Genomic DNA, 20424 nt, shown 5'->3' with positions numbered 1-20424 from the left:
CGAACCCCAATAAGGTAAGCCGAAAGGCTGGAAGTGTGACTGTCCCTCGATCATCACCTGCATCTCAGTGATCCGTTCTCTCTGCGGGTGCGGCCATCTTTCATGCCACCTCCTTTAAAAATTTGAATCGATCCAATCGATCAGCAAGAAAATGCGGCGCCATTCAGCTCCGCTTGCGCTCCACGAGGAACCGCAACTCACGAACCCATGGGCTGGCGATGCCACGGCGCCTCTGCGTTGTGGTGCACGAGGCGATGCTCCAGTCGTTGCGATAGATGTCCTCGAACAGAAAATTGACGGGGTGCATGGCACATCTCCCTCGGCCATGAGTTGAATCGATCCAATTGTTAGACCGCTATCCACTTGGATCGATTCAAATATATCCCCCGCCGAGCCTTTGATCAAGTCAAAATTTGAACCGATCCAACGAAAGTGTTAGGTAGGACGCAGTCAGGAGACGAAGATGGCGCCAATGACCTCTGGAAAGACAAGACCGGTCCGGCTGGCAGACATCGCCAAAGCGGCCGGCGTGTCGCACGGTACCGCGTCCAATGTGTTCGCGCGCCCGGAGATCGTGCGCGAGGAAGTCCGCGAAAGGGTCAAGGCCGCGGCCGAGGCAATGGGATATGGCGGACCGGACCCCAAAGGACGGCTGCTGCGCGCCGGCAAGGTCAACGCCATCGGTGTCGCCACTGGCGAACCCCTGTCCTATTTTTTCGACGACCCTTTTGCCCGGGTGATGATGGCCAGCATTTCGCAGGCTTGCGACGCTACCGGCGCCGGGATCTCGCTGGTCTCGGCCGCCAACAGCGAACAGCTGGCCTGGAACATCCAGAGCGCCCTGGTCGACGGGTTCATCGTCTTCTGTATGGAGGGCGATTCGCGACTGGTGCAACTGGCACGCGAACGCAAGCTGCCCTTTGTGGCGCTCGATCTCGATTCGGACGACCAGACGGTCGCGGCGATCGGTATCGACAACATCGCCGGGGCTGGCCTGGCGGCTCGCCATCTGGCCGAGCTTGGGCATCGTCGCTTTGCCGTGCTTGCCCTGCCCTGCGCGGACGCCGGCTTCGGTCCTACCACCCAGGCACAAGTGGAGATGGCCCTCTATTCCGGTACGCGAGACCGCCTGCGCGGCTATTTCGCGGAACTCTCCAGTTTCGACATCGACGTCTCGCTTGTGCCGATCTACGAAACCGTCAATGACGAGAAAAGTGTCTGGGCCGGCCTCGACCATATTTTCGCCGGCGCCGAGCCGCCAACGGCAATCCTGGCAATGTCGGACAGGATCGCCCTGCATGCACTGGACTGGCTGCGACAGCATGACATCGCCGTGCCGGGCGACGTTTCGATCGTCGGCTTCGACGGTGTCCCGGAAGGCGCGATCTCCGAGCCGCCGCTGACCACCGTCGCCCAGCCGATTGCCGAGATGGGCCGCCGCGCCGTCAAGGCGATCCTGGAAAATGACGGCTCGCTCAGCCGGCAATTGCTGCCGGTCGACCTCGTGGTGCGGGCCTCGTCCGGCCCCGCGCCGGCCTGAACCGCCGGCCGCCTCAAAGCGTCATCGGCTCACTCTTGCCGTCATGGGTGACATGCCGAAAGATGCGTGGACGGGCGGCGGCGCGTTTGGAACTGGCCTGCTTTTCCCCGACCAGCCAAGGCCTGAAAGCCATTCGAGATAATAGGCAAGCGCGAACTGCATGGCGATGCCGGCGGCAATCAACAGGCTGTCATAGGCGAACCCGCCAGGATTGATCTGCTTGAGCACCTGCGCCGCCATGGCGAGCACCGTGCCGGCAATGAAAACCGGCAGCGATCGCTTGCCCAATATGGCAAGCGGGTGATCGCGCCCGGTGCGAAACAGGTTGGAAATCGCCGGGAATGCAACGATCAGGTAGCTCACCGCCAGGATATGCAGCAGCCTCGGCAGCGACAGAAACGTCTTGTCAAAGCCGGTCAGCACGGAAGGCAGGCCAAGCCAGGAGATCTGTCCCCAGAGCGGGCTGTGCACCCACACCAGCGCCGTGACGGTGTAAGCCAGAGCCGCGCCAACCACCCAGCGATTGACCGGGATGCTGCCGCCGCGACGCACATGCAGTGTGCCCGCCAAGCCGATGTTGAAAAGGAACTGCCACGACAGCGGGTTGAGGAACCAGAATCCGGGCTCGGGATAGTTCGGCGGCGCGATCTGGTAGATCCCCGCCACCAGCCATAGCACGCCAGAAGCGGCCAGCGCCGGCAACGGCCGGTGGCTGACAACAAGCAGGAAGACCGGCGCCAGCAGCAGCAGAACCGCATAGACCGGCAGGATGTTGTTGTAGCCGAGCTGATGACCGAGCGTCACGATGCCGACCAGAACTTCCGGCGTGTTCTTCATGAGCGGCTCGATGTTGATCAGCTTCAATAACTCCGGCCGCCTGGCGAATACCGCCGCGGCGCAGAACAAGGCCATGACCGCCATGGTGGTGACGATGTGGGCGGCATAGAGCACGCCGGCGCGTCGCCACATTTTCAGGGTCGCCAACAGCCGGTTGCCGGGCTGAAATTTCCGACCATAGGCAAGAGCGACCGAGATGCCGGAAATCAGCACGAAGACCTCGGCCGCGTCCGAAAAGCCGAAATTCTTGTAGGTCAGATATTCGAAGGCGGTGCCCGGTACATGGTCGACATAGATAGTCAGCAGAGCGAGAGCGCGGAAGACATCAATGCGCGTGTCGCGCTCCGTGACACGCGCATTGCCGTCCGGGACACGCGTGTCGCGATCGGGGATACGCGCAGAAGCGCGATCCGGGGAAATTGGGGTGGTCATCGACAAAAGGCCTCAAAGCTGGTTGTTCATGCCGGCAATGCGACCCCCGGCGCACCGCTTCGATTCCTCCCACGGGAATGATATCGGCGAAGAAACGGACTGTAATGCGCCCGGTTCAATCAACTTTCGCGGAGCTTGAAAATATTGCGTTTTGAAGCCGGCAAAATGAACAAAAGCAACTCGAAATCAAAAGGCTGTGATCGTGACTGAACAAGCCTTCGAAGACGTCGTCTCGCGGCGCGATCTGGGTTTTTTCTACCGCCTCTACCGGCCCGCCAATGCGACAGGCGAAGTGCTTTTTCTGCTGCATGGATCCGGCGTCGACGAGACCACTCTGGTCCCACTCGGGAAACAGATCGCGCCGCGCGCGGTGCTGGTGGCGGTGCGTGGCCGTATCGCCCAGGAAGACGGGTTCCGCTGGTTCACGCGGATCACCCCGACGCGCTTCGAGCAGCATAGCATTCGCGAAGAGGCGGACGCGCTTGCCGGGTTCATCGGCGAAGCGGCGCGACATCACAATCTCGATCTCTCCCGCACGACGTTCCTCGGCTACTCGAACGGCGCCAATCTGCTTTCCAGCGTTATGCTGTTGCATCCCGGCCTTGTCGAACGAGCCGCATTGCTGCGGCCGATGCCGGTGCTGGACGATGTACCGCCGACGGATCTGTCAACGGTGCGGGTGCTCATCATCGCCGGCGCCGCCGACCTGACCTATGCGCCCTTCGCGCCGGCACTGGTGACGCTGCTCAGCCAGCACGGCGCCGACCTTGACGCCCGGATCGTTCCGTCGGGCCACGAATTCGGTGGCGCGGATGCGGCAATCGTCAGGCAGTGGCTGACAGCGCCTCCCGAGGCTGGTTGACGGCGGCGAAACCATCATCCGGGGCTGGTATGCAGCGCGGGGCGACGCTCTAACTGACTCAATGTGCCTGCCGTTGCTTTTCACTCGCGCTACTGGCGGATCGATGGCGGGAGAGCGGCCGAATGAACTGGTCGCCTACCCTCGCCCCATCCTGTTCCACGCGTCGAGCCCGGCAATCTTGTAAGCCTCGGCGAGCGTCGGATAGTTGAAGGTGTTGTTGACGAAGAAATCGACGGTGCCGCCGAGATTGATCACCGCCTGGCCGATATGGATCAGCTCGGTGGCCCCCTCGCCCACTATATGCGCGCCAAGCAGCCGGCGCGTCTCGATCGAGAACAACAGCTTCAGGAAGCCGGTGTTGACGCCCATGATGTGGCCGCGCGAGGTTTCGCGGAAGCGCGCCACGCCGACCTCGTAGGCGGCCCCACTCTCGCGCACCTGTTCCTCGGACTGGCCGACTGTCGAGATCTCCGGCACCGCATAGATGCCGTAGGGAAAGGTTTCCGGTGGCGGCGGCAAGGGCACGCCGAATGCGTGGCAGGCCGCCACTCTGCCTTGCTCCATCGAGGTGGAGGCGAGGCTCGGAAAGCCGATGACATCGCCAGCGGCGTAAATGTTTGCCACGCTGGTCTGGAAAGTCTGCTGATCGACCTTGATACGTCCCCTCGGGTCGGCGTCGATGCCGACAATATCCAGCCCCAGGCTGCCGACATTGCCGGTGCGACCGGCGGCGTAGAGCACGACCTCCGAACGAATGGTGCGGCCATCAGCCAGTTCCACCTCGGCGGTGTCCGGCTTGGATCGGATTTCCTTCACCGCGCTGCCCAGGCGGATCGTCATGCCGCGATCGCGCATCTGGTGGATGAAATCGTCAACGATCTCACGGTCGACGAAATCAAGGATCGAGTTGCGCGGCTCGACCAGCGTCACCGGCACATCGAGCGCGGAAAAGATCGTCGCGTATTCGACGCCGATGACGCCGCCGCCGATCACGGTCAGGGTTCGCGGCAGACGGTCAAGCTCCAGCATCTCGTCGCTGTCGAAGACGCGGGTCTTGTCGAAAGGCACGTCGCGCGGCCGGTGCGGCCTTGTGCCGACAGCGATCAGTGCATGGGCGAAACCGACCTCGCTGTAGTCGCCGGTGTCGGTGGTCAGGCTGACCTTGTTGGGGCCAAGAAATTTCACATCCGCGCGCGCGCTCTTGACCGTGTTGCGCATGAACTGATGCTGCAGCACCTCGACCTCGTGATCGAGCGTCTTGTGCAAGCGTTCGATCAGGTCGCCGACCGAGATGTCCTGCTTGACCCGATAGCCGCGGCCGTAGAAGCCGCGCTCGCGCCAGCCCGAGAGGTTGAGCACCGTTTCGCGCAGCGTTTTCGATGGGATGGTGCCGGTATGCACCGATACGCCGCCAAGACGCCGGCCCCGGTCGACCACCAGCACCGATTTGCCGAGCTTGGCCGACTGCACCGCTGCGCGGCGCCCGGAGGGCCCGCTGCCGATGACCAGCATGTCGTAGTCCATGGTGCCCCGTCCCTCTGCCCTGCGCGCTTTGTTGCGCCGCAGCAAGCTAATGCTATCCGCAAAGCAAATTCAACCGATTCGCATTGCATCTCGTGCCGTCCGAACCTTGCCCGCCGTGAAAAGCTCGATCTTGATTCCGCCGCGGGCCTTCACCATTTCAATGCCGAGCGGCCCGCACCCTATGTCGGGCCCTATTACGAGGAAATGACATGAACGCGCGCGTTCTCGACGGAGAAATCATCATAACCAGGCTTGACGACGTGCGGGCCTATGACGGGGTGCGCACGCGGCGCATCCTGGCCTTCGTGATCGACTATGTCATTGTCGCGCTGCTCACCATCCCGTTCGCCATACTGGTGTTTTTCCTCGGGTTGCTGACCCTGGGCCTTGGCTGGATGCTGTTTGGCGTCCTGGTGCCGGCCGTCGCCATCCTCTACATCTGGAACACGCTGGGCAGCGCCGACCAGGCCACGACGGGCATGAAAATGATGGGCATCCGCCTCGACCGGCTCGACGGCAGGCCGATCGACGGTCTCACCGCCGTCGTCCATTCGGTGCTGTTCTGGGCCGGCAACGTCATCCTGTCGCCGCTGGTCCTGCTGGTGACTTTGTTCGCCGATCGCAAGCGCACGCTGCACGATCTGCTGCTTGGCACGGTGGTCAGCCGCACCGACCGCTGACAGCATTTCCGGGAGCGCCGCGGGCCGTTTCGGTGCAAATGTGAAGCGTCGTCTCAACCACGCCCACACAATCCTGTTGAATTTTTCGCCGTCCGCGCCAAAGGTAGAGCGATTCGAAGGAGTGTATCCAAAGACTCGATGACGCAGCATCCGACCCAGTCGCCGCAGTTCTTCCTGACCGCGCCGTCGCCGTGCCCCTATCTCGACGGCCAGTTCGAGCGCAAAGTGTTCACGCACCTCGTCGGCGACAAGGCGTCGGAGATGAACGACCTGCTGACGCAAGGTGGCTTCCGGCGCTCGCAAAACATCGCCTACAGGCCGGCGTGCGAGACCTGCCGCGCCTGTGTTTCCGTGCGTATCCTGGCCCAGGAATTCGTCACCAGCCGCAGCATGAAACGCGTGCTGCAGCACAATTCCGACCTCGTCGGCGCCATGCACGGCGCCGAACCCTCCACCGAACAATATTCCCTGTTCCGCAGCTACCTTGATGCCCGTCACCGTCGTGGCGGCATGTCCGACATGACGGTGCTCGACTACGCCATGATGGTCGAGGACACCCATGTCGACACCAAGGTGATCGAGTACCGGCGGCGCGGACCCGACACCTTCATCACCGGCAAGGGACAAGGCGAGCTGATCGCGGTGGCGCTCACCGACAAGATGGCCGACGGCCTGTCGATGGTCTATTCCTACTTCAATCCCGATTTCGATGAGCGCTCGCTCGGCACGTTCATGATCCTCGACCATATCGCGCGCGCCCGGGCGATGGGCCTGCCCCATGTCTACCTTGGCTACTGGGTCAACGGCTCGCGCAAGATGAATTATAAGATGCGCTTCATGCCGCAGGAGCATCTCGGCCCAAAAGGCTGGGAGCGCTACACCAACGAAGCGGTTGCACGCTGAGTTTTTCCACGATCCACGCTTAAATTGTTTCAAGGCAGGGATGCCGGTCTTTCAGCCGGTTGGCTGGAGAGTGCGCCATTGCGCCGGGTCACCTGCATCTCATTGCGAAAGTTGCCGCATGTCCTCCCACAACGACCACCAGAAGGGCCTTTTGATAACCGCCATTGGCGGACTGACACTGACCGTCGACATTCCGCTGATCCGCCTCGCCGACGGCGGCGCATGGACGATCCTGTTGCTGCGCACCGGCACCACCTTCGTCGCGGCCATGATTATCTGGTCGATCTGGCGCGCGCTCAGCCGGAACGCCCCGCAGCTCATCCCCGGCTGGTCCGGCCTCGTGGTGGCGATATGCTACGGGCTGACCTCGATCACCTTCGTCACCGCCGTCTATCACACCTCGACCGCCGACCTTGTGTTCATCCTGGCTTTCAACACCGTGTTCGCGGCATTGCTGTCCTGGATATTCCTGAAGGAGAGGCCGCGGCTGGTGACGCTCGCCGCGATGCTGATCATGATCCTAGGCGTGCTGGTCATCGTCGGCGGTTCTGTCGGCACCGGGCACCTGTTCGGCGATTTCATGGCGCTGTGCTCGGCTTTCTTCATCGCCGTTGCCATCACCATCTCGCGCGCCAGCGGCAAGGATATGGGGTTCACGGCCCTGGTCGGCGTCCTTCTGCCACTCGCGCTGGCGGCATTCATGGTCACTGGCGAAGGCATCCAGGTGAATGCGCCATGGTGGATCATCTTCAACGGCGCCGTCGTCATGCCGATCTCGTTCTTCTGTCTCGCCAACGGGCCAAAGTACATTTCAGGGCCGGAAGTGGCGATGTTCTACCTGCTCGAAACCGTGCTGGCGCCGGTCTGGGTCTGGATGATCTTCGCCGAAACACCGACCCGCAACAGCCTGATCGGCGGCGCGATCCTGATCATCACGCTGGTCGGGCATTCGCTTTGGCAGCTGCACGAGGGACGCAAGCGCCGTACCGACCTCGCGGTGCATCATCCGGCCTAGCGTCATGGCGCAAGCCGGCTTCGGGATCAGGCGTTGGCTTTCTTCACCGCGACAGGCTCCGGCAGAACCTCTATTCGCCGACCAGCTTCGATTTCCGCCACCGAATCGGGAACCACTTCATCGGCCAGTTCCACCTCGCGCAGCCATTCGCGCCAGATCGCAACCAGCAGGGCCATCAGCACGGGGCCGATGAACAGGCCCAGAAACCCCATGGTCTTGACGCCACCGATCAGGCCGAAAAAAGTGGGCAGGAAGGGCAGTTTTATCGGGCCGCCGACGAGCTTCGGGCGCAATGTCTTGTCGACGATGAACAGTTCGACCGCGCCCCACAGAAACAGCGCCAGCCCGGCCATCGGCGAACCGCTGGCAGCGAGGTAGATCGAGACCAGGGTGAAGGACAGTGGCGCGCCGCCGGGGATAAGCGCCATGACGCCGGTCAGGGCCCCGAGCGTTACCGGCGACGGCACGCCGGCCAGCCAGTAGGCGATGCCCAGCACCAGCCCCTCGCCGATGGCGATGACGGTCATGCCGGTCACGGTCGAAGAGATCGTCGCCGGCACGACACGCGAAATCCGCTCCCATCTCGTCGGCAGGATGCGTTCGCCAAGACGATCGACCTGGCCAGCAAAGTGCTCGCCGTCACGATAGGCGAAGAACAGCGCGATCATCATGAACAACAACGTCAACAGCAGGCCGAAAGCACTGCCGCCGGCAGCCAGCACGCCGCGGTAGATGCTGCCGATATTGGCGCCGCTGACCAGCTGGATCAGTTCACCAATGCCGCCGGGATGGCCGATATTGGTCGTCCACTGCTCGTTCAACCACTCGCCCACGACAGGCAGCGTGGCGATCCAGTGCGGCGTGACCGCGCCGTGCCGGTTGGTCTCGATCGCCCAGCCGACCCATTCGCGCACCTCGTTGATGGCGTAGGTGCCGGCAAGCGCGATCGGGATGACCAGGAAGGCGAGAATGAACAGGATGGCAAAGGTCGCGGCGATGGTGCGGTTGCCGCCGACACCGGCCAGCAGCCGCCGATAAAGCGGCCAGCTGGCGAAAGCGATGACAAGCGCCGCCAGCACAGGAAACAGGAAACCGTGAAAGAAGTAGACGCCGGCGGCGACGATCAGCACCAGCAGCCAGCGCGCCGCCGACAGCGGCGGGATGACGGCCGACCTCAACGGCGTCGACAGGCCAAACAGGCGCTGCTGACGTTCCGGCTTCTGGATTTTTGCTTCCTTCAAACGCCTGCCTTTCCCAACACCCTTCCCACTTATGCACTGATATAGTGCAGCAATCGTGACGACATTCCAAATGGTGCTGGTGAAGCTGCTGCGCTCCCTCCCTCGAGGGCGGATGAACAGCCGGTTCGCCGAAGGCGAATTCATCATGCCAATGGCATGTGAAGGGCCGGCGAACGCCCGGATGTCGCGAAGCAGCGGGGTCCGGCAAGGTTGTCAGTCAGCGATGTGCCCGGCTTTAACCGAACTTCCCCGTCCTGGGGAACCCTTTTGGCACCATGCGTCCAGCCGAAGCACGAGCGCCGATCCATTCGGCCAGTTCCTCGCGCGACCTGGTGAAAGTGCGGTCGGCCGAATCCTGCCAGGTGAGGCCGGTCTCCAGCGTGAACGGCTTGAGGTCGAGAAGGCCACCGTCCTTGTATTTCTGCAGGCGCACGCCCTTGCCGCGCCCCATCTCCGGAATCTCCGAGAGCGCGAACACCAGCATCTTGCGGTTCTCGCCGACGATGGCCAGATGATCGCCCGTGACCGGCACGCAACGCTGCGCCTCATCGGGCGCCTTGACGTTCATCACCTGCTTGCCCTTGCGGGTGTTGGCGACCACCTCTTCCTCCGGCACGATAAAGCCATTGGCGTCATGCGAGGCCAGCAAGAGCTTGCGCTTCGGATCGTGAACGAAAGCGGTGACGATGTCCTGATCATTGTCCATGTCGACGATGATGCGGATCGGCTCGCCGTGACCACGCCCGCCGGGCAGCCGGTCGGCGCCGATGGTGTAGAATTTGCCGCCGGTGGTGAAGACGAGCACCTTATCGGTGGTCTGGGCATGGAAGGCGAGCTTGAGGCTGTCGCCTTCCTTGAAGATCAGAGTCGAGAGATCGGCCAGATGCCCCTTCATCGCTCTCAGCCAGCCCTTTTCCGAGACGACCACGGTGACCGGCTCGCGTTCGATCATGGCGTGCGCAATGTCGGTCAGATCGTGCTCGGGCGCATCGGCGAACTGGGTGCGGCGCTTGCCGAGCTCGGTCTCTGGGCCGAACTTGTCACGGATGTTGGTGACTTCCCACTTGATGGTCGCCCATTGCTTGTCGTTTGAAGCAAGCAGTGCCTCGATCTGCTTCTTCTCGGCGCTCAAGCCGTCGAATTCCTTGCGGATCTCGAATTCTTCCAGCTTGCGCAAGGCGCGCAGCCGCATATTGAGAATGGCTTCGGCCTGGGTATCGGTGAGTGACCAGCGGGCCATCATCACCTGCTTGGGCTCATCCTCTTCGCGGATGATCCTGATCACCTCGTCGATGTTGAGGTAGGCGATCAGGTAGCCGGCCAGAATCTCCAGCCGCTTTTCGATCTCGCCGAGGCGATGTTTCGAGCGGCGGACCAAAACATCGCGGCGGTGCTCGAGCCATTCCTGCAGCACGCCCTTCAGCGACAAGACGTTGGGCACCTTGCCCCGCGACAGGACATTCATGTTGAGCGGGAAACGGCTTTCAAGCTCGGTAAGCTTGAACAGCGATTCCATCAGGATGCCGGGGTCGACCGAACGGCTCTTCGGCACCAGCACGACGCGGATGTCCTCGGCGCTCTCGTCCCTGATATCCTCGAGCAGCGGCAATTTGCGCGCCATCAACAGCTCGGCGATCTTCTCGATCAGCCGCGCCTTCTGCACGCCATAGGGAATTTCGGTAACGACGATGCTCCAGGTGCCCCTGCCCTGGTCCTCCTGGCTCCACTTCGACCGGACACGAAAGCCGCCGCGCCCGGTCTCATAGGCTTCGAGGATAGAGGCGCGGCTGTCGACGATGATGCCGCCGGTCGGAAAATCCGGGCCCTGGACGAAGTCCATCAGCTTCGCCACCGGTGCATCGCGATGCTCGATCAGGTGAAGTGCCGCATCGCAAAGCTCGGCCGCGTTGTGCGGTGGAATCGATGTCGCCATGCCGACAGCGATGCCTGACGAGCCGTTGGCCAGGAGGTTCGGAAAGGCGCCGGGCAAGACCACCGGCTCCTCGTCCTCTTCATTGTAGGTCGGCCGATAGTCGACGGCGTCCTCGGCGATGCCGGACAAAAGCTCGGTCGCCACATCGGTCATGCGCGCTTCGGTGTAGCGCATGGCGGCGGCGTTATCGCCGTCGATGTTGCCGAAATTGCCTTGCCCGTCGACCAGCGGGTAGCGCATCGAGAAATCCTGCGCCAGCCGTACCAGCGCGTCATAGATCGACTGGTCGCCATGCGGGTGGAACTTGCCCATCACCTCGCCGACGATGCGGGCGCATTTGGCAAAGCCCTGGTCCGGATTGAGGCGCAGCAGGCGCATCGCATGCATGATGCGGCGATGGACCGGTTTCAGTCCGTCGCGCACGTCGGGCAGCGCCCTGTGCATGATTGTCGACAGCGCATAGGCAAGATAGCGCTCTTCCAGCGCCTTCTTCAGATCGACCGGTTCGATATGATCGCCGCCGCCATCTTGAGGCGGCAAAAGCCTTTTTCCCATGGGCAGGGACTAGCCGAGCGGGTGATTCGCGGCAAGAGGCAGGCAGATGTCCCGCCCCTTCTGCAACGTCAAACCGTGCCTTGGAGGATCTTGGCCAACATCAACCCGTTACATGCGGTCTCTATGGCGAAGCGCAGTGAACATCCGGCAATCGGATATTCATGACAAATTCACCGGTTTGCGCAAAGACGGTGGGATCGGATTTGCCTTTCGCCGTGATTTTTGACCATTGTGCCGGGACACGCCTTTTTCCCGTCCAGTTCGTCACGGAATGGTGATGGCGCAAAGAATTGAAAAACAATTTCAGGACACTCTCAGGGAACTCGCGATGACAATCAAACGCTCGACTCTTAGGAAATTAGCTTTTTCGACCTTTTTGCTCACGCTGCCGCTAAACGCGGCCCTCGCACAGGACACCGCGGTCGCCGACCGACTGAAGGCAGCGCTTGCCGCCCAGGGTGTCGACGTCTCCTGGACCGGCGTAACCGGTGACAACACCAGCATGGTGCTGCAGGGCGTCTCGGTCAAACCGGCGGCCGAAAAGGAAGCCCTTGCCATTGGCGACGTCAAGCTCGAAGGCGTCACCGCGGCAAACGGTGGCTATGACATCGCAACTGTCTCGACATCGGCATTCGAGCACAGCAAGGATGGCGTCACCCTCAATCTCAGCCCCTTCGTCATCCATGACATGACGGTTCCGGCCGACGGCACCACCGGCCCGCTGGGTTCGCTGATGATGTACAAGTCCGCCGAACTCTCGAACATGACGGTCAAGGTCGCCGACAAGACCGCCTTCTCGATGGACGGGCTCGCCATCGAGATCACACCGCCGGCGGACGGCAAGGCGATGGAATTCACCGGCACCACGGAAAAGTTCAACGCCGACCTGACGCTGGTCGACGACCCGAAATCCAAGGAAGTCATCGACGCGCTCGGCTACCAGAACATCGCGGGCAATTTCGAGATGGCCGGCACCTGGCAGCCGGCTGACGGCAAGATGGAACTGTCGAAATACGACATTTCCGTCGAGAACGCCGGCACGCTCGGCATGACCTTCGATCTCGGCGGCTACACGATGGACTTCATCAAGTCGCTGCAGGAGATGCAGAAGAAGATGGCGGCGCAACCTCAAGGCGCCGACAATTCGGCACAAGGCATGGCCATGCTCGGCCTGTTGCAGCAGCTTTCGTTCAACAGCGCCTCGATCCGCTTCGACGACGATTCTTTGACCAACAAGGTGCTGGAATATGTCGGCAAACAGCAAGGCATGTCCGGCAAGGACATCGCCAACCAGGCCAAGGCGATCGTGCCGTTCGGCATGGCGCAGCTCAACAACCCTGAACTGACGGCGCAAGTGACGGCCGCTGTCAGCAAATATCTCGACGATCCGAAGAGCCTCGAAGTTTCGGCCGAGCCGCCGGCATCGGTGCCGTTCGCGCTGATCATGGCCGGCGCCATGTCCAACCCGCTCGACCTGCCGAAGACGCTCGGCGTCTCGGTCAAGGCCAACGAAGACTGATCGAAGCGACCTCGACATGCGCAAAAGCCCGGCAGCGATGCCGGGCTTTTTTGTGGGGATTGGCGAATCGAATGAATCGGTTCGGACGGTTCTTTAAAGCGTCGCCCGAAGCTCGCGATCATGCGTCCTTCTTGGGCACCGCAACGCGCAGCGCCAGCTCGCGAAGCTGCTGCGGGCTCGCTTCCGAAGGGGCGTTCATCAACAGGTCGTAGGCCTGCTGGTTCATCGGGAACATGGTGATCTCACGCAGGTTCTTGGCGCCCACCAGCAGCATGACGACGCGATCGACGCCGGCGGCCATGCCGCCATGCGGCGGCGCGCCATACTGGAAGGCGCGGTAGAGGCCGCCAAAGCGCTCCTCGACCGTGGCGCGGTCGAGCCCGACCGTCTCGAACGCCTTGACCATGGTTTCGGGCAGATGGTTGCGAATGCCTCCGCTGGCGATCTCGAACCCGTTGCAGACCATATCGTACTGGAAGGCCTTGATGCCGAGCAGGTCCTCGCCGTTCAGCGCATCGATGCCGCCCTGCGGCATCGAGAACGGGTTGTGGGCGAAGTCGATCTTCTTCTCCTCCTCGTTCCATTCGAAGAAGGGGAAGTCGACGATCCAGCACAGCTCGAAGCGCTCGCGGTCGACAAGGTTCAGTTCCTCGCCAGCGCGCGTGCGCGCCGCACCGGCAAAGGAGACGAATTTCTTCGGGTCGCCGGCAACGAAGAAGGCGGCGTCGCCGTCGGCAAGGCCGAGCTGTTGGCGGATCGCCTCGGTGCGCTCCTCGCCGATGTTCTTGGCGAGCGGACCGGCGCCTTCGAGTTTGTCGCCCTCCTTGCGCCAGAAGATATAACCCAGTCCCGGCTGGCCCTCGCCTTGCGCCCAGGAGTTCATGCGGTCGCAGAAGGCGCGGCTGCCGCCGGTCTTTGCCGGAATGCCCCAGACCTCGGCCTTCGGGTCGTTGGCGAGGATATTGGCGAACACCTTGAAGCCGGAATCGCGGAAGTGGTCGGAGACGGCCTGCATCTCGATCGGGTTGCGCAGGTCGGGCTTGTCGGAGCCGTATTTGCGCATGGCGACATCATAGGGGATGCGCTGGAATTTCTGCGTCACCGGCTTGCCGTTGGCGAAGGTCTCGAACACGCCCCGTATCACCGGTTCCATCGTCGACAGCACGTCGTCCTGCTCGACGAAACTCATCTCGAGGTCGAGCTGGTAGAATTCGCCGGGCAGGCGGTCGGCGCGCGGATCCTCGTCGCGGAAGCAGGGCGCGATCTGGAAATAGCGATCAAAGCCCGACACCATGATCAGCTGCTTGTACTGCTGCGGCGCCTGCGGCAGCGCGTAGAAAGTGCCGGGATGGATGCGCGACGGCACCAAGAAGTCGCGCGCGCCTTCCGGCGACGAAGCGGTGAGGATCGGCGTCGAGAATTCCGTAAAGCCGACCTCGCCCATGCGCCTGCGCATCTCGGCGATGATCTTGGTCCGGGCCACGATGTTTTTGTGCAACGTGTCGCGGCGCAGGTCGAGGAAGCGATACTTCAGGCGGATATCCTCGGGATAGTCCGGCTCGCCGAACACCGGCAGCGGCAATTCCTTGGCTGCCGACAGCACCTCGATCTCGCGGGCGAAAATCTCGATCTCGCCGGTCGGCAGGTTGGCGTTCGTGGTCTCTGGCAAGCGAGCCTTGACCTCGCCGTCGACACGGATAACCCATTCGCCGCGCACGGTCTCGGCGACCTTGAAGGCCGGCGAATCCGGATCAGCGACGATCTGGGTCAGGCCATAATGGTCGCGCAGGTCGATGAAGAGCAGGCCACCATGATCGCGTACGCGATGCACCCAGCCCGACAGGCGAACGGTCGAGCCGACGTCGCTCTTTCTCAACTGGGCACAGGTATGGCTGCGGTAGCGGTGCATTGTCATTGGTAAAAGTCCGGGGTGCTAGGTTGCAGGCCGAAGCGTCAAGCCCGGCCTCAAAATTTGCGCGAAAAGCGCATGGGAGGCCGGATTTGTCAAGGCAAGCGAGGCTGGCGGCAGAGGGTCTTGCCGGAATTGCCGCTGGCATTGGCCAAGGTGATGGTCCAATAAGGATCACCAACCCGTGATCGCCTCCTGATGTCCTCCATCCGCCCGCTGCTCCCGCTCCTTCTCGCCGCAGGCATCCTGCTCGGCGGCAATGGGCTGCAGAGCACGCTGATCGCACTGCGCGGCGCGCAGGAGGGGTTTTCCGCCTCCGCCATCGGCCTGATGGGCACCTTCTATTTCGCCGGCTTCCTGCTCGGCTGCCTGGCCATCACCCGCATCATGAAGGCGGTGGGCCATATCAGGGCGTTTTCAGCGCTGGCGGCGATCGCCTCGGTCGGCACCTTGCTGCTGGTGCTGGTCCTCGATCCGGCGATGTGGTGCGCGGTGCGCTTTATCGGCGGCTTCTGTTTCGCCGGGCTGTTCACCATCGTCGAAAGCTGGCTGAATTCCGGCGTCGCCAACAAGGATCGCGCCCGCGTGCTGGCGATCTACCGGATGGTCGATACCGGTTCGGTAACCGGCGCCCAGTTCCTGATTCCCGTTTTCGGCGCCGGCGGCTTCACCATCTTCGCCATCATGTCGATCATGATCACGCTCTCGCTGGTGCCGGTCTCGCTCGGCGACCGCTCCAACCCGACCCCGCCCGAGGACGTCAAGCTCGACCTGGCGCGCGTCTGGCGGATTTCGCCGCTCGGTTGCTTCGGCTGCATCGCCGTCGGCGTCGCCAACAGCGCCTTTCGCACCCTGTCGCCGGTCTATGCCGAGCAGATCGGCATGTCGGTCGCCGATGTCGTCACTTTCGTCAGCGTCGGTATTTTCGGCGGTGCCATCATCCAATATCCTCTCGGCTACCTGTCCGACCGCTGGGACCGGCGCCGGGTGCTGCTGATAACGACCTGCTGCGCGATGCTGGCGGCACTGGCGCTGGTGTTCATCGCCGGCAGCAATCCGACGCTTAATTTCGTCATCATCTTCATCTTCGGCTGTTTCGCCATGCCGCTCTATTCGCTGTCGGCGGCACATTCCAACGACCGCGCCGACACCGGCGAGTTCGTGCTGATCAACGCGGCGCTGATGCTGTTCTACTCCTTCGGCGCCATTGGCGGGCCGTTCGCCGCCTCGACGGCGATGCAGTATTTCGGGCCGAGCGCGCTGTTCGTGTTCAGCGCCGTGGTCTACGCGATCTTCATCGCCGTTATTCTCTACCGGATGCAGGCCCGGTCCGGCGTACCAGTGGGCAAGCGCGGCCGCTTCACCGCGCTTTTGCGCACCTCGACGGTTTTCGCGCGACTGGCCAGAAGAAACAGCGACCCGGACGGTCCGGTGGGGTCGTAACGACGGTGCCGACGCTTGACGAAAGCCTTGCCGGCTGAAATTGAAGAAGACCCTACTCTTTGCCAAAAGCGATTTGATGCACGTCATCACCACCCAGAAAGAACTCGAGACCGTTCTCGCCGCTTTCGAAAAGTCGGATTTCGTTACCGTCGACACCGAATTCATTCGCGAAACGACCTTTTGGCCGATCCTGTGCCTGATCCAGATGGCCGCGCCTGGCGTAACGGCGCTGATCGACCCGCTGTCGCCCGACATCGACCTCGCGCCGTTCTTCAAGCTGATGGCCAACGAGGCGGTGGTCAAAGTCTTCCATGCCGCGCGGCAGGACATCGAAATCATCGTCCACCTCGGCGACCTCGTCCCGCATCCGGTGTTCGACACGCAAGTGGCGGCGATGGTCTGCGGCTTCGGCGACAGTGTTTCCTACGACCAGCTCGTGCAGCGGATCACCGGCGCGCGGCTCGACAAGTCATCGCGCTTCACCGACTGGCGCCACCGGCCGCTTTCCGACAAGCAGCTCGACTATGCGCTGGCCGACGTCACCCATCTGATCGAGGTTTATCAGCACCTCAGCGCCGAGCTGGCGCGGGAAGACCGCGCCCACTGGCTGAACGAGGAGATGGATGTCCTGACCTCGCGCGAGACCTACGATCCGCACCCCGAGGACGCCTGGAAGCGGCTGAAGATGCGGCTGCGCAAGCCGCAGGAACTGGCGATCGTGCAAACCGTGGCCGCATGGCGCGAGCGCGAGGCGCGCGAACGCGATGTGCCGCGCGGCCGCGTGCTCAAGGACGACGCCATCTACGAGGTGGCGCAGCAGGCGCCGCGTGACGCGGCAGCCCTTGGCAAGCTGCGCACGACACCGAAGGGCTGGGAGCGCTCCTCGACGGCAACGGCATTGCTTGGCGCGGTCAACACCGCCCTTGCCTTGCCCAAGGAGCAAATGCCGAAACTGCCAAAGAACTTCCAGCCGCCCGAGGGCTCGAGCGCGGCGGCGGAACTCTTGAAAGTCCTGCTCCGGATCGTCGCCGAAAAGGAGGGCGTGGCCTCGAAGGTGCTGGCCTCCAGCGACGACATCGATCGCATCGCGGCCGAAGGAGAAGCCGCCGACGTACCGGCCCTGCAGGGCTGGCGGCGCGCCGTATTCGGCGAGGCGGCGCTCAAGCTGGTGCGCGGCGAGATCGGCATCAAGTTCGACAACCGCAAGATCGCGGTGTTCGACCTCTAGGTTTGCGAAGCGACCCTCCCACGAGGGGGGTAACTGCTCACACGGCCCCGAGCAGGTGAAGCGCGAACCATATCCAGGCGACCAAGAGGATCACCGCCCCGACGAAGAAAGACCGGCTGCGCAGGAGCAGATTGTTGCTGGTCAGGTGAACCCAGGCATGGAAATAGCGGGACGCGACAAAGATCCACATCAGCGCCAGGGTCAGATAGTTGACGCCATTGGTCAGGTGCAGCGCCAGGCACAGCACGTAGAAAAGCACCGGCAGTTCGAACTGGTTGATCAAATTGTTGGCAACGGTGACGCTGGATGACGGTTCGGTCGAGCGCACCTTGTACTGACCGACCTTGGCCTCGCCTGACTTGACCGCGAAATACCTGCGCCGGCCCATGACGCCGTAAACAATGTAGATCAGCAGCACATGCGCCAGGATAGGCCAGAAGATCGCGGTCTGGTTCATGGAACCCCCTGCCCTGATGCCGGATCAGGTCAATGTTGTTTCTGTGCCACCAGCCAGAAAACGGCAATGACGATGAGCGGGATGGCGAGAAGCGCGAATTTGGTGACGATCAGCGCCGAGGCGAAAGACAGCGAATCCGGATTGGCCGAAAGGAAATCCGACAGAAGGCTGGCCACCGCTATGTTCTGGGCATAGTCGGCAAGCGTGTAGGGCAGAACCAGTACCAGCGCGAAGATCGACTGAACCTGTCCCGGCAGCACGCGAAAGTTCTTCAGGCGCCGGCCAGTGGCCAGGACCAGGCTGACCAGCGTCATCGACAACAGCGCCGGGAACAAGAGATCGAAGGTCAGATAGTGCCAGACGAGAATGGTCTCGCCACCGCGCCGACCGAGCGCCGTCAGCCAGGCCATGCCTTCATCCGGCGTGAAGCCGAGAAAGCGCGTATCGAGTGACGGCAAGCCGCCGCTCAACTGGCGGAAGTAGAGGAATTCCAGCGCCGTCATGGCGATGAAGATCGCCGCCGACAGGAAACAAAGCGCGGCCGCGTGGCGTGGCAGCCGCAGGATCGTCGCTGTCAGGCTTCGCCCGAGCCCGTACGGATCAGACTCCGCCGGGATAGTTCGGGCTTTCGCGGGTAATCGTGACGTCATGGGCGTGGCTTTCACGAAGTCCGGCGTTGGATATGCGCACAAAGGTGGCGCGTTCGCGGAAATCGGCAAGATCGCGGCCACCGACATAACCCATAGCGGCTTTCAGCCCGCCCGCAAGCTGGTGCAGCACTCCAGACACAGGTCCTTTGTACGGAACCTGCCCTTCGATGCCTTCCGGGACCAGTTTCAGCGTGTCGCGCACCTCGGCCTGGAAGTAGCGATCGGCGGAACCGCGCGCCATGGCGCCGACAGAACCCATGCCCCGATAGGCCTTGAAGGAGCGGCCCTGGTGCAGATAGACCTCGCCTGGGCTTTCGTCGGTTCCAGCCAGCAGCGAGCCGATCATGGCGGCGCTGGCACCAGCGGCGAGCGCCTTGGCGAGATCGCCGGAATATTTGATGCCACCATCGGCGATCACCGAGACACCCGATTTGTGCGCGGTTTCCACCGCCGACATGATGGCCGAAAGCTGCGGCACGCCGACCCCGGCAACGATGCGGGTGGTGCAGATGGAGCCCGGTCCGATGCCGACCTTGACGGCGTCGGCGCCGGCGTCGATCAGCGCCTGCGTGCCTTCCGCGGTGGCGACATTGCCGGCCAGGATGCGAACCGAATTGGAGAGTTTCTTGGCGCGCGTCACCGCGTCCAGCACGCGCTGCGAGTGGCCATGCGCGGTGTCGATGACCAGAAGATCGACGCCGGCCTCGATCAGGCGCTCGGCGCGCTCGTAACCGTCGTCGCCGACGCTGGTGGCGGCGGCGGCGCGCAGGCGGCCCTGCGCGTCCTTGCTGGCGTGCGGGTTGAGCTGCGACTTCTCGATGTCCTTGACGGTGATCAGCCCGACGCAGTTGCCCTGCTTGTCGACAACGACCAGTTTCTCGATGCGATGCTGATGCAGCAGCCGCTTGGCCTCGTCCTGGTCGACATTCTCCTTGACCGTGATCAGGTTCTCGCGGGTCATCAATTCGTAGACCTTCTGCGCCGGATCGGACGCAAAACGCACGTCGCGGTTGGTCAGGATGCCGACCAGCCGGCCGATCTTCTGGCCGCCGGTGCCGCCATTCTCGACCACCGGAATGCCTGAAATCGAGTAGGTGCGCATCAGCGAAAGCGCGTCGGCAAGGGTGGCGTCGGGGCCGATGGTGACGGGATTGATCACCATGCCGGATTCGAATTTCTTGACCTGGCGCACCTGCTCGGCCTGCTCGGCCGGCGTGAAATTGCGGTGGATGACGCCAATGCCGCCCGCCTGGGCCATGGCGATGGCGAGGCGCGCCTCGGTGACGGTATCCATCGCCGCCGACAGGATCGGCACATTGAGGTCGATGTCGCCGGCGATGCGGGTGCGCACATCGGTCTCGCCGGGCATGACCTCGGAATGACCGGGCTGCAGCAGCACGTCGTCAAAGGTCAGCGCCAGTGCGCCGGTGGACGTTTCGATGATTTTTGCCATGGCCAGCCCTCGGAATACAAAAAAGCGCTGGACCGGAATGGACAGCGCCGACTCGTTTCTTCCCTTTCAGGATTGGCGCTGGCTGGTACCACGTCCCGCCGCCGATGAAAAGCCGATGATTTCACGCTCCCGGAAAGGTGAGTTGTTGCCGAAAGGACGCCACCTACGGTTGCCGGTCGCATAAAAGTGACAGCAAATTAATGCGACATCCGTGTCCAGCCGTGATACCCGCCCCTCGTACCG

General features: G+C 62.6%; 17 protein-coding genes. 8 read left to right on the top strand and 9 right to left on the bottom strand.

What is annotated here, in order from left to right; genetic code table 11:
• Nucleotides 1-163: 163 nt before the first annotated feature.
• Nucleotides 164-307: a hypothetical protein gene (locus BLS48_RS11175; protein WP_091577540.1), complete on the bottom strand. Its 144-nt coding sequence runs from the start codon at nucleotides 305-307 to the stop codon at nucleotides 164-166.
• A gap of 156 nt (nucleotides 308-463) precedes the next feature.
• On the opposite strand from BLS48_RS11175, the gene BLS48_RS11170 reads away from it, so the two are divergent.
• Nucleotides 464-1540, top strand: a complete 1077-nt coding sequence (locus BLS48_RS11170) for a LacI family DNA-binding transcriptional regulator (RefSeq protein WP_091577538.1) — start codon at nucleotides 464-466, stop codon at nucleotides 1538-1540.
• 21 nt (nucleotides 1541-1561) lie between these two features.
• Here the strand turns inward: BLS48_RS11170 and BLS48_RS11165 are convergent, their stop codons facing one another.
• A complete protein-coding gene (locus BLS48_RS11165) occupies nucleotides 1562-2809 on the bottom strand; it encodes an OpgC family protein (protein ID WP_091577536.1) in 1248 nt (415 codons plus the stop codon).
• Between the two features lie 202 nt (nucleotides 2810-3011).
• Between BLS48_RS11165 and BLS48_RS11160 the strand changes: the two genes are divergently transcribed.
• On the top strand, nucleotides 3012-3671 hold the full coding sequence (locus BLS48_RS11160; RefSeq protein WP_091577625.1) for an alpha/beta hydrolase: 660 nt from the start codon (nucleotides 3012-3014) through the stop codon (nucleotides 3669-3671).
• 135 nt (nucleotides 3672-3806) lie between these two features.
• On the opposite strand, the gene sthA is transcribed toward BLS48_RS11160, so the two are convergent.
• Complete coding sequence (gene sthA / locus BLS48_RS11155; protein WP_091577624.1) at nucleotides 3807-5195, bottom strand: Si-specific NAD(P)(+) transhydrogenase; 1389 nt, start codon at nucleotides 5193-5195, stop codon at nucleotides 3807-3809.
• A 209-nt stretch (nucleotides 5196-5404) separates the two neighbouring features.
• On the opposite strand from sthA, the gene BLS48_RS11150 reads away from it, so the two are divergent.
• The 3 genes from BLS48_RS11150 (at nucleotide 5405) to BLS48_RS11140 (ending at nucleotide 7793) form a co-directional block, all read left to right on the top strand.
• On the top strand, nucleotides 5405-5875 hold the full coding sequence (locus tag BLS48_RS11150) for an RDD family protein (protein ID WP_091577534.1): 471 nt from the start codon (nucleotides 5405-5407) through the stop codon (nucleotides 5873-5875).
• 138 nt (nucleotides 5876-6013) lie between these two features.
• Nucleotides 6014-6778, top strand: a complete 765-nt coding sequence (locus BLS48_RS11145; RefSeq protein ID WP_091577533.1) for an arginyltransferase — start codon at nucleotides 6014-6016, stop codon at nucleotides 6776-6778.
• 118 nt (nucleotides 6779-6896) lie between these two features.
• Nucleotides 6897-7793 carry a DMT family transporter gene (locus BLS48_RS11140; protein ID WP_091577531.1) on the top strand — a complete coding sequence of 299 codons (897 nt, stop codon included), beginning with the start codon at nucleotides 6897-6899 and terminating at the stop codon, nucleotides 7791-7793.
• A gap of 26 nt (nucleotides 7794-7819) precedes the next feature.
• Here the strand turns inward: BLS48_RS11140 and BLS48_RS11135 are convergent, their stop codons facing one another.
• Together BLS48_RS11135 and parC are read right to left on the bottom strand one after the other, a co-directional pair.
• Entirely contained in the window at nucleotides 7820-9034 is a 1215-nt protein-coding gene (locus BLS48_RS11135; protein WP_091577529.1) for an AI-2E family transporter, read from the bottom strand.
• A gap of 235 nt (nucleotides 9035-9269) precedes the next feature.
• On the bottom strand, nucleotides 9270-11522 hold the full coding sequence (parC, locus tag BLS48_RS11130; RefSeq protein WP_091577527.1) for a DNA topoisomerase IV subunit A: 2253 nt from the start codon (nucleotides 11520-11522) through the stop codon (nucleotides 9270-9272).
• A 328-nt stretch (nucleotides 11523-11850) separates the two neighbouring features.
• Between parC and BLS48_RS11125 the strand changes: the two genes are divergently transcribed.
• Nucleotides 11851-13041, top strand: coding sequence for a hypothetical protein (locus BLS48_RS11125; RefSeq protein WP_091577526.1), 1191 nt, complete (start codon nucleotides 11851-11853; stop codon nucleotides 13039-13041).
• 118 nt (nucleotides 13042-13159) lie between these two features.
• On the opposite strand, the gene aspS is transcribed toward BLS48_RS11125, so the two are convergent.
• Nucleotides 13160-14950 (bottom strand): aspartate--tRNA ligase, encoded by a 1791-nt coding sequence (aspS, locus tag BLS48_RS11120; protein WP_167365041.1) that lies wholly within the window; start codon nucleotides 14948-14950, stop codon nucleotides 13160-13162.
• Between the two features lie 198 nt (nucleotides 14951-15148).
• Here aspS and BLS48_RS11115 point away from each other — a divergent pair, with 198 nt between their 5' ends.
• Nucleotides 15149-16393, top strand: a complete 1245-nt coding sequence (locus BLS48_RS11115) for an MFS transporter (RefSeq protein WP_091577523.1) — start codon at nucleotides 15149-15151, stop codon at nucleotides 16391-16393.
• Between the two features lie 76 nt (nucleotides 16394-16469).
• A complete protein-coding gene (gene rnd, locus BLS48_RS11110; RefSeq protein WP_091577521.1) occupies nucleotides 16470-17621 on the top strand; it encodes a ribonuclease D in 1152 nt (383 codons plus the stop codon).
• 37 nt (nucleotides 17622-17658) lie between these two features.
• Here the strand turns inward: rnd and BLS48_RS11105 are convergent, their stop codons facing one another.
• From BLS48_RS11105 to guaB, 3 genes are read right to left on the bottom strand one after another with little or no spacing between them, the layout of a single operon-like run.
• On the bottom strand, nucleotides 17659-18078 hold the full coding sequence (locus BLS48_RS11105) for an MAPEG family protein (protein WP_091577520.1): 420 nt from the start codon (nucleotides 18076-18078) through the stop codon (nucleotides 17659-17661).
• A gap of 29 nt (nucleotides 18079-18107) precedes the next feature.
• On the bottom strand, nucleotides 18108-18728 hold the full coding sequence (locus tag BLS48_RS11100) for a hypothetical protein (RefSeq protein ID WP_091577518.1): 621 nt from the start codon (nucleotides 18726-18728) through the stop codon (nucleotides 18108-18110).
• Nucleotides 18679-20181 (bottom strand): IMP dehydrogenase, encoded by a 1503-nt coding sequence (guaB, locus tag BLS48_RS11095; protein WP_091577517.1) that lies wholly within the window; start codon nucleotides 20179-20181, stop codon nucleotides 18679-18681. The genes BLS48_RS11100 and guaB overlap by 50 nt, the downstream gene beginning before the upstream one ends.
• Between the last annotated feature and the right edge of the window lie 243 nt (nucleotides 20182-20424).

This window comes from Mesorhizobium qingshengii, assembly GCF_900103325.1.
In the GTDB taxonomy this organism is placed as follows: Bacteria; Pseudomonadota; Alphaproteobacteria; order Rhizobiales; family Rhizobiaceae; genus Mesorhizobium; species Mesorhizobium qingshengii.
The sequence above is the reverse complement of the archived record's forward strand: the minus strand, read 5'-3'. Positions and strand labels throughout refer to the sequence as shown.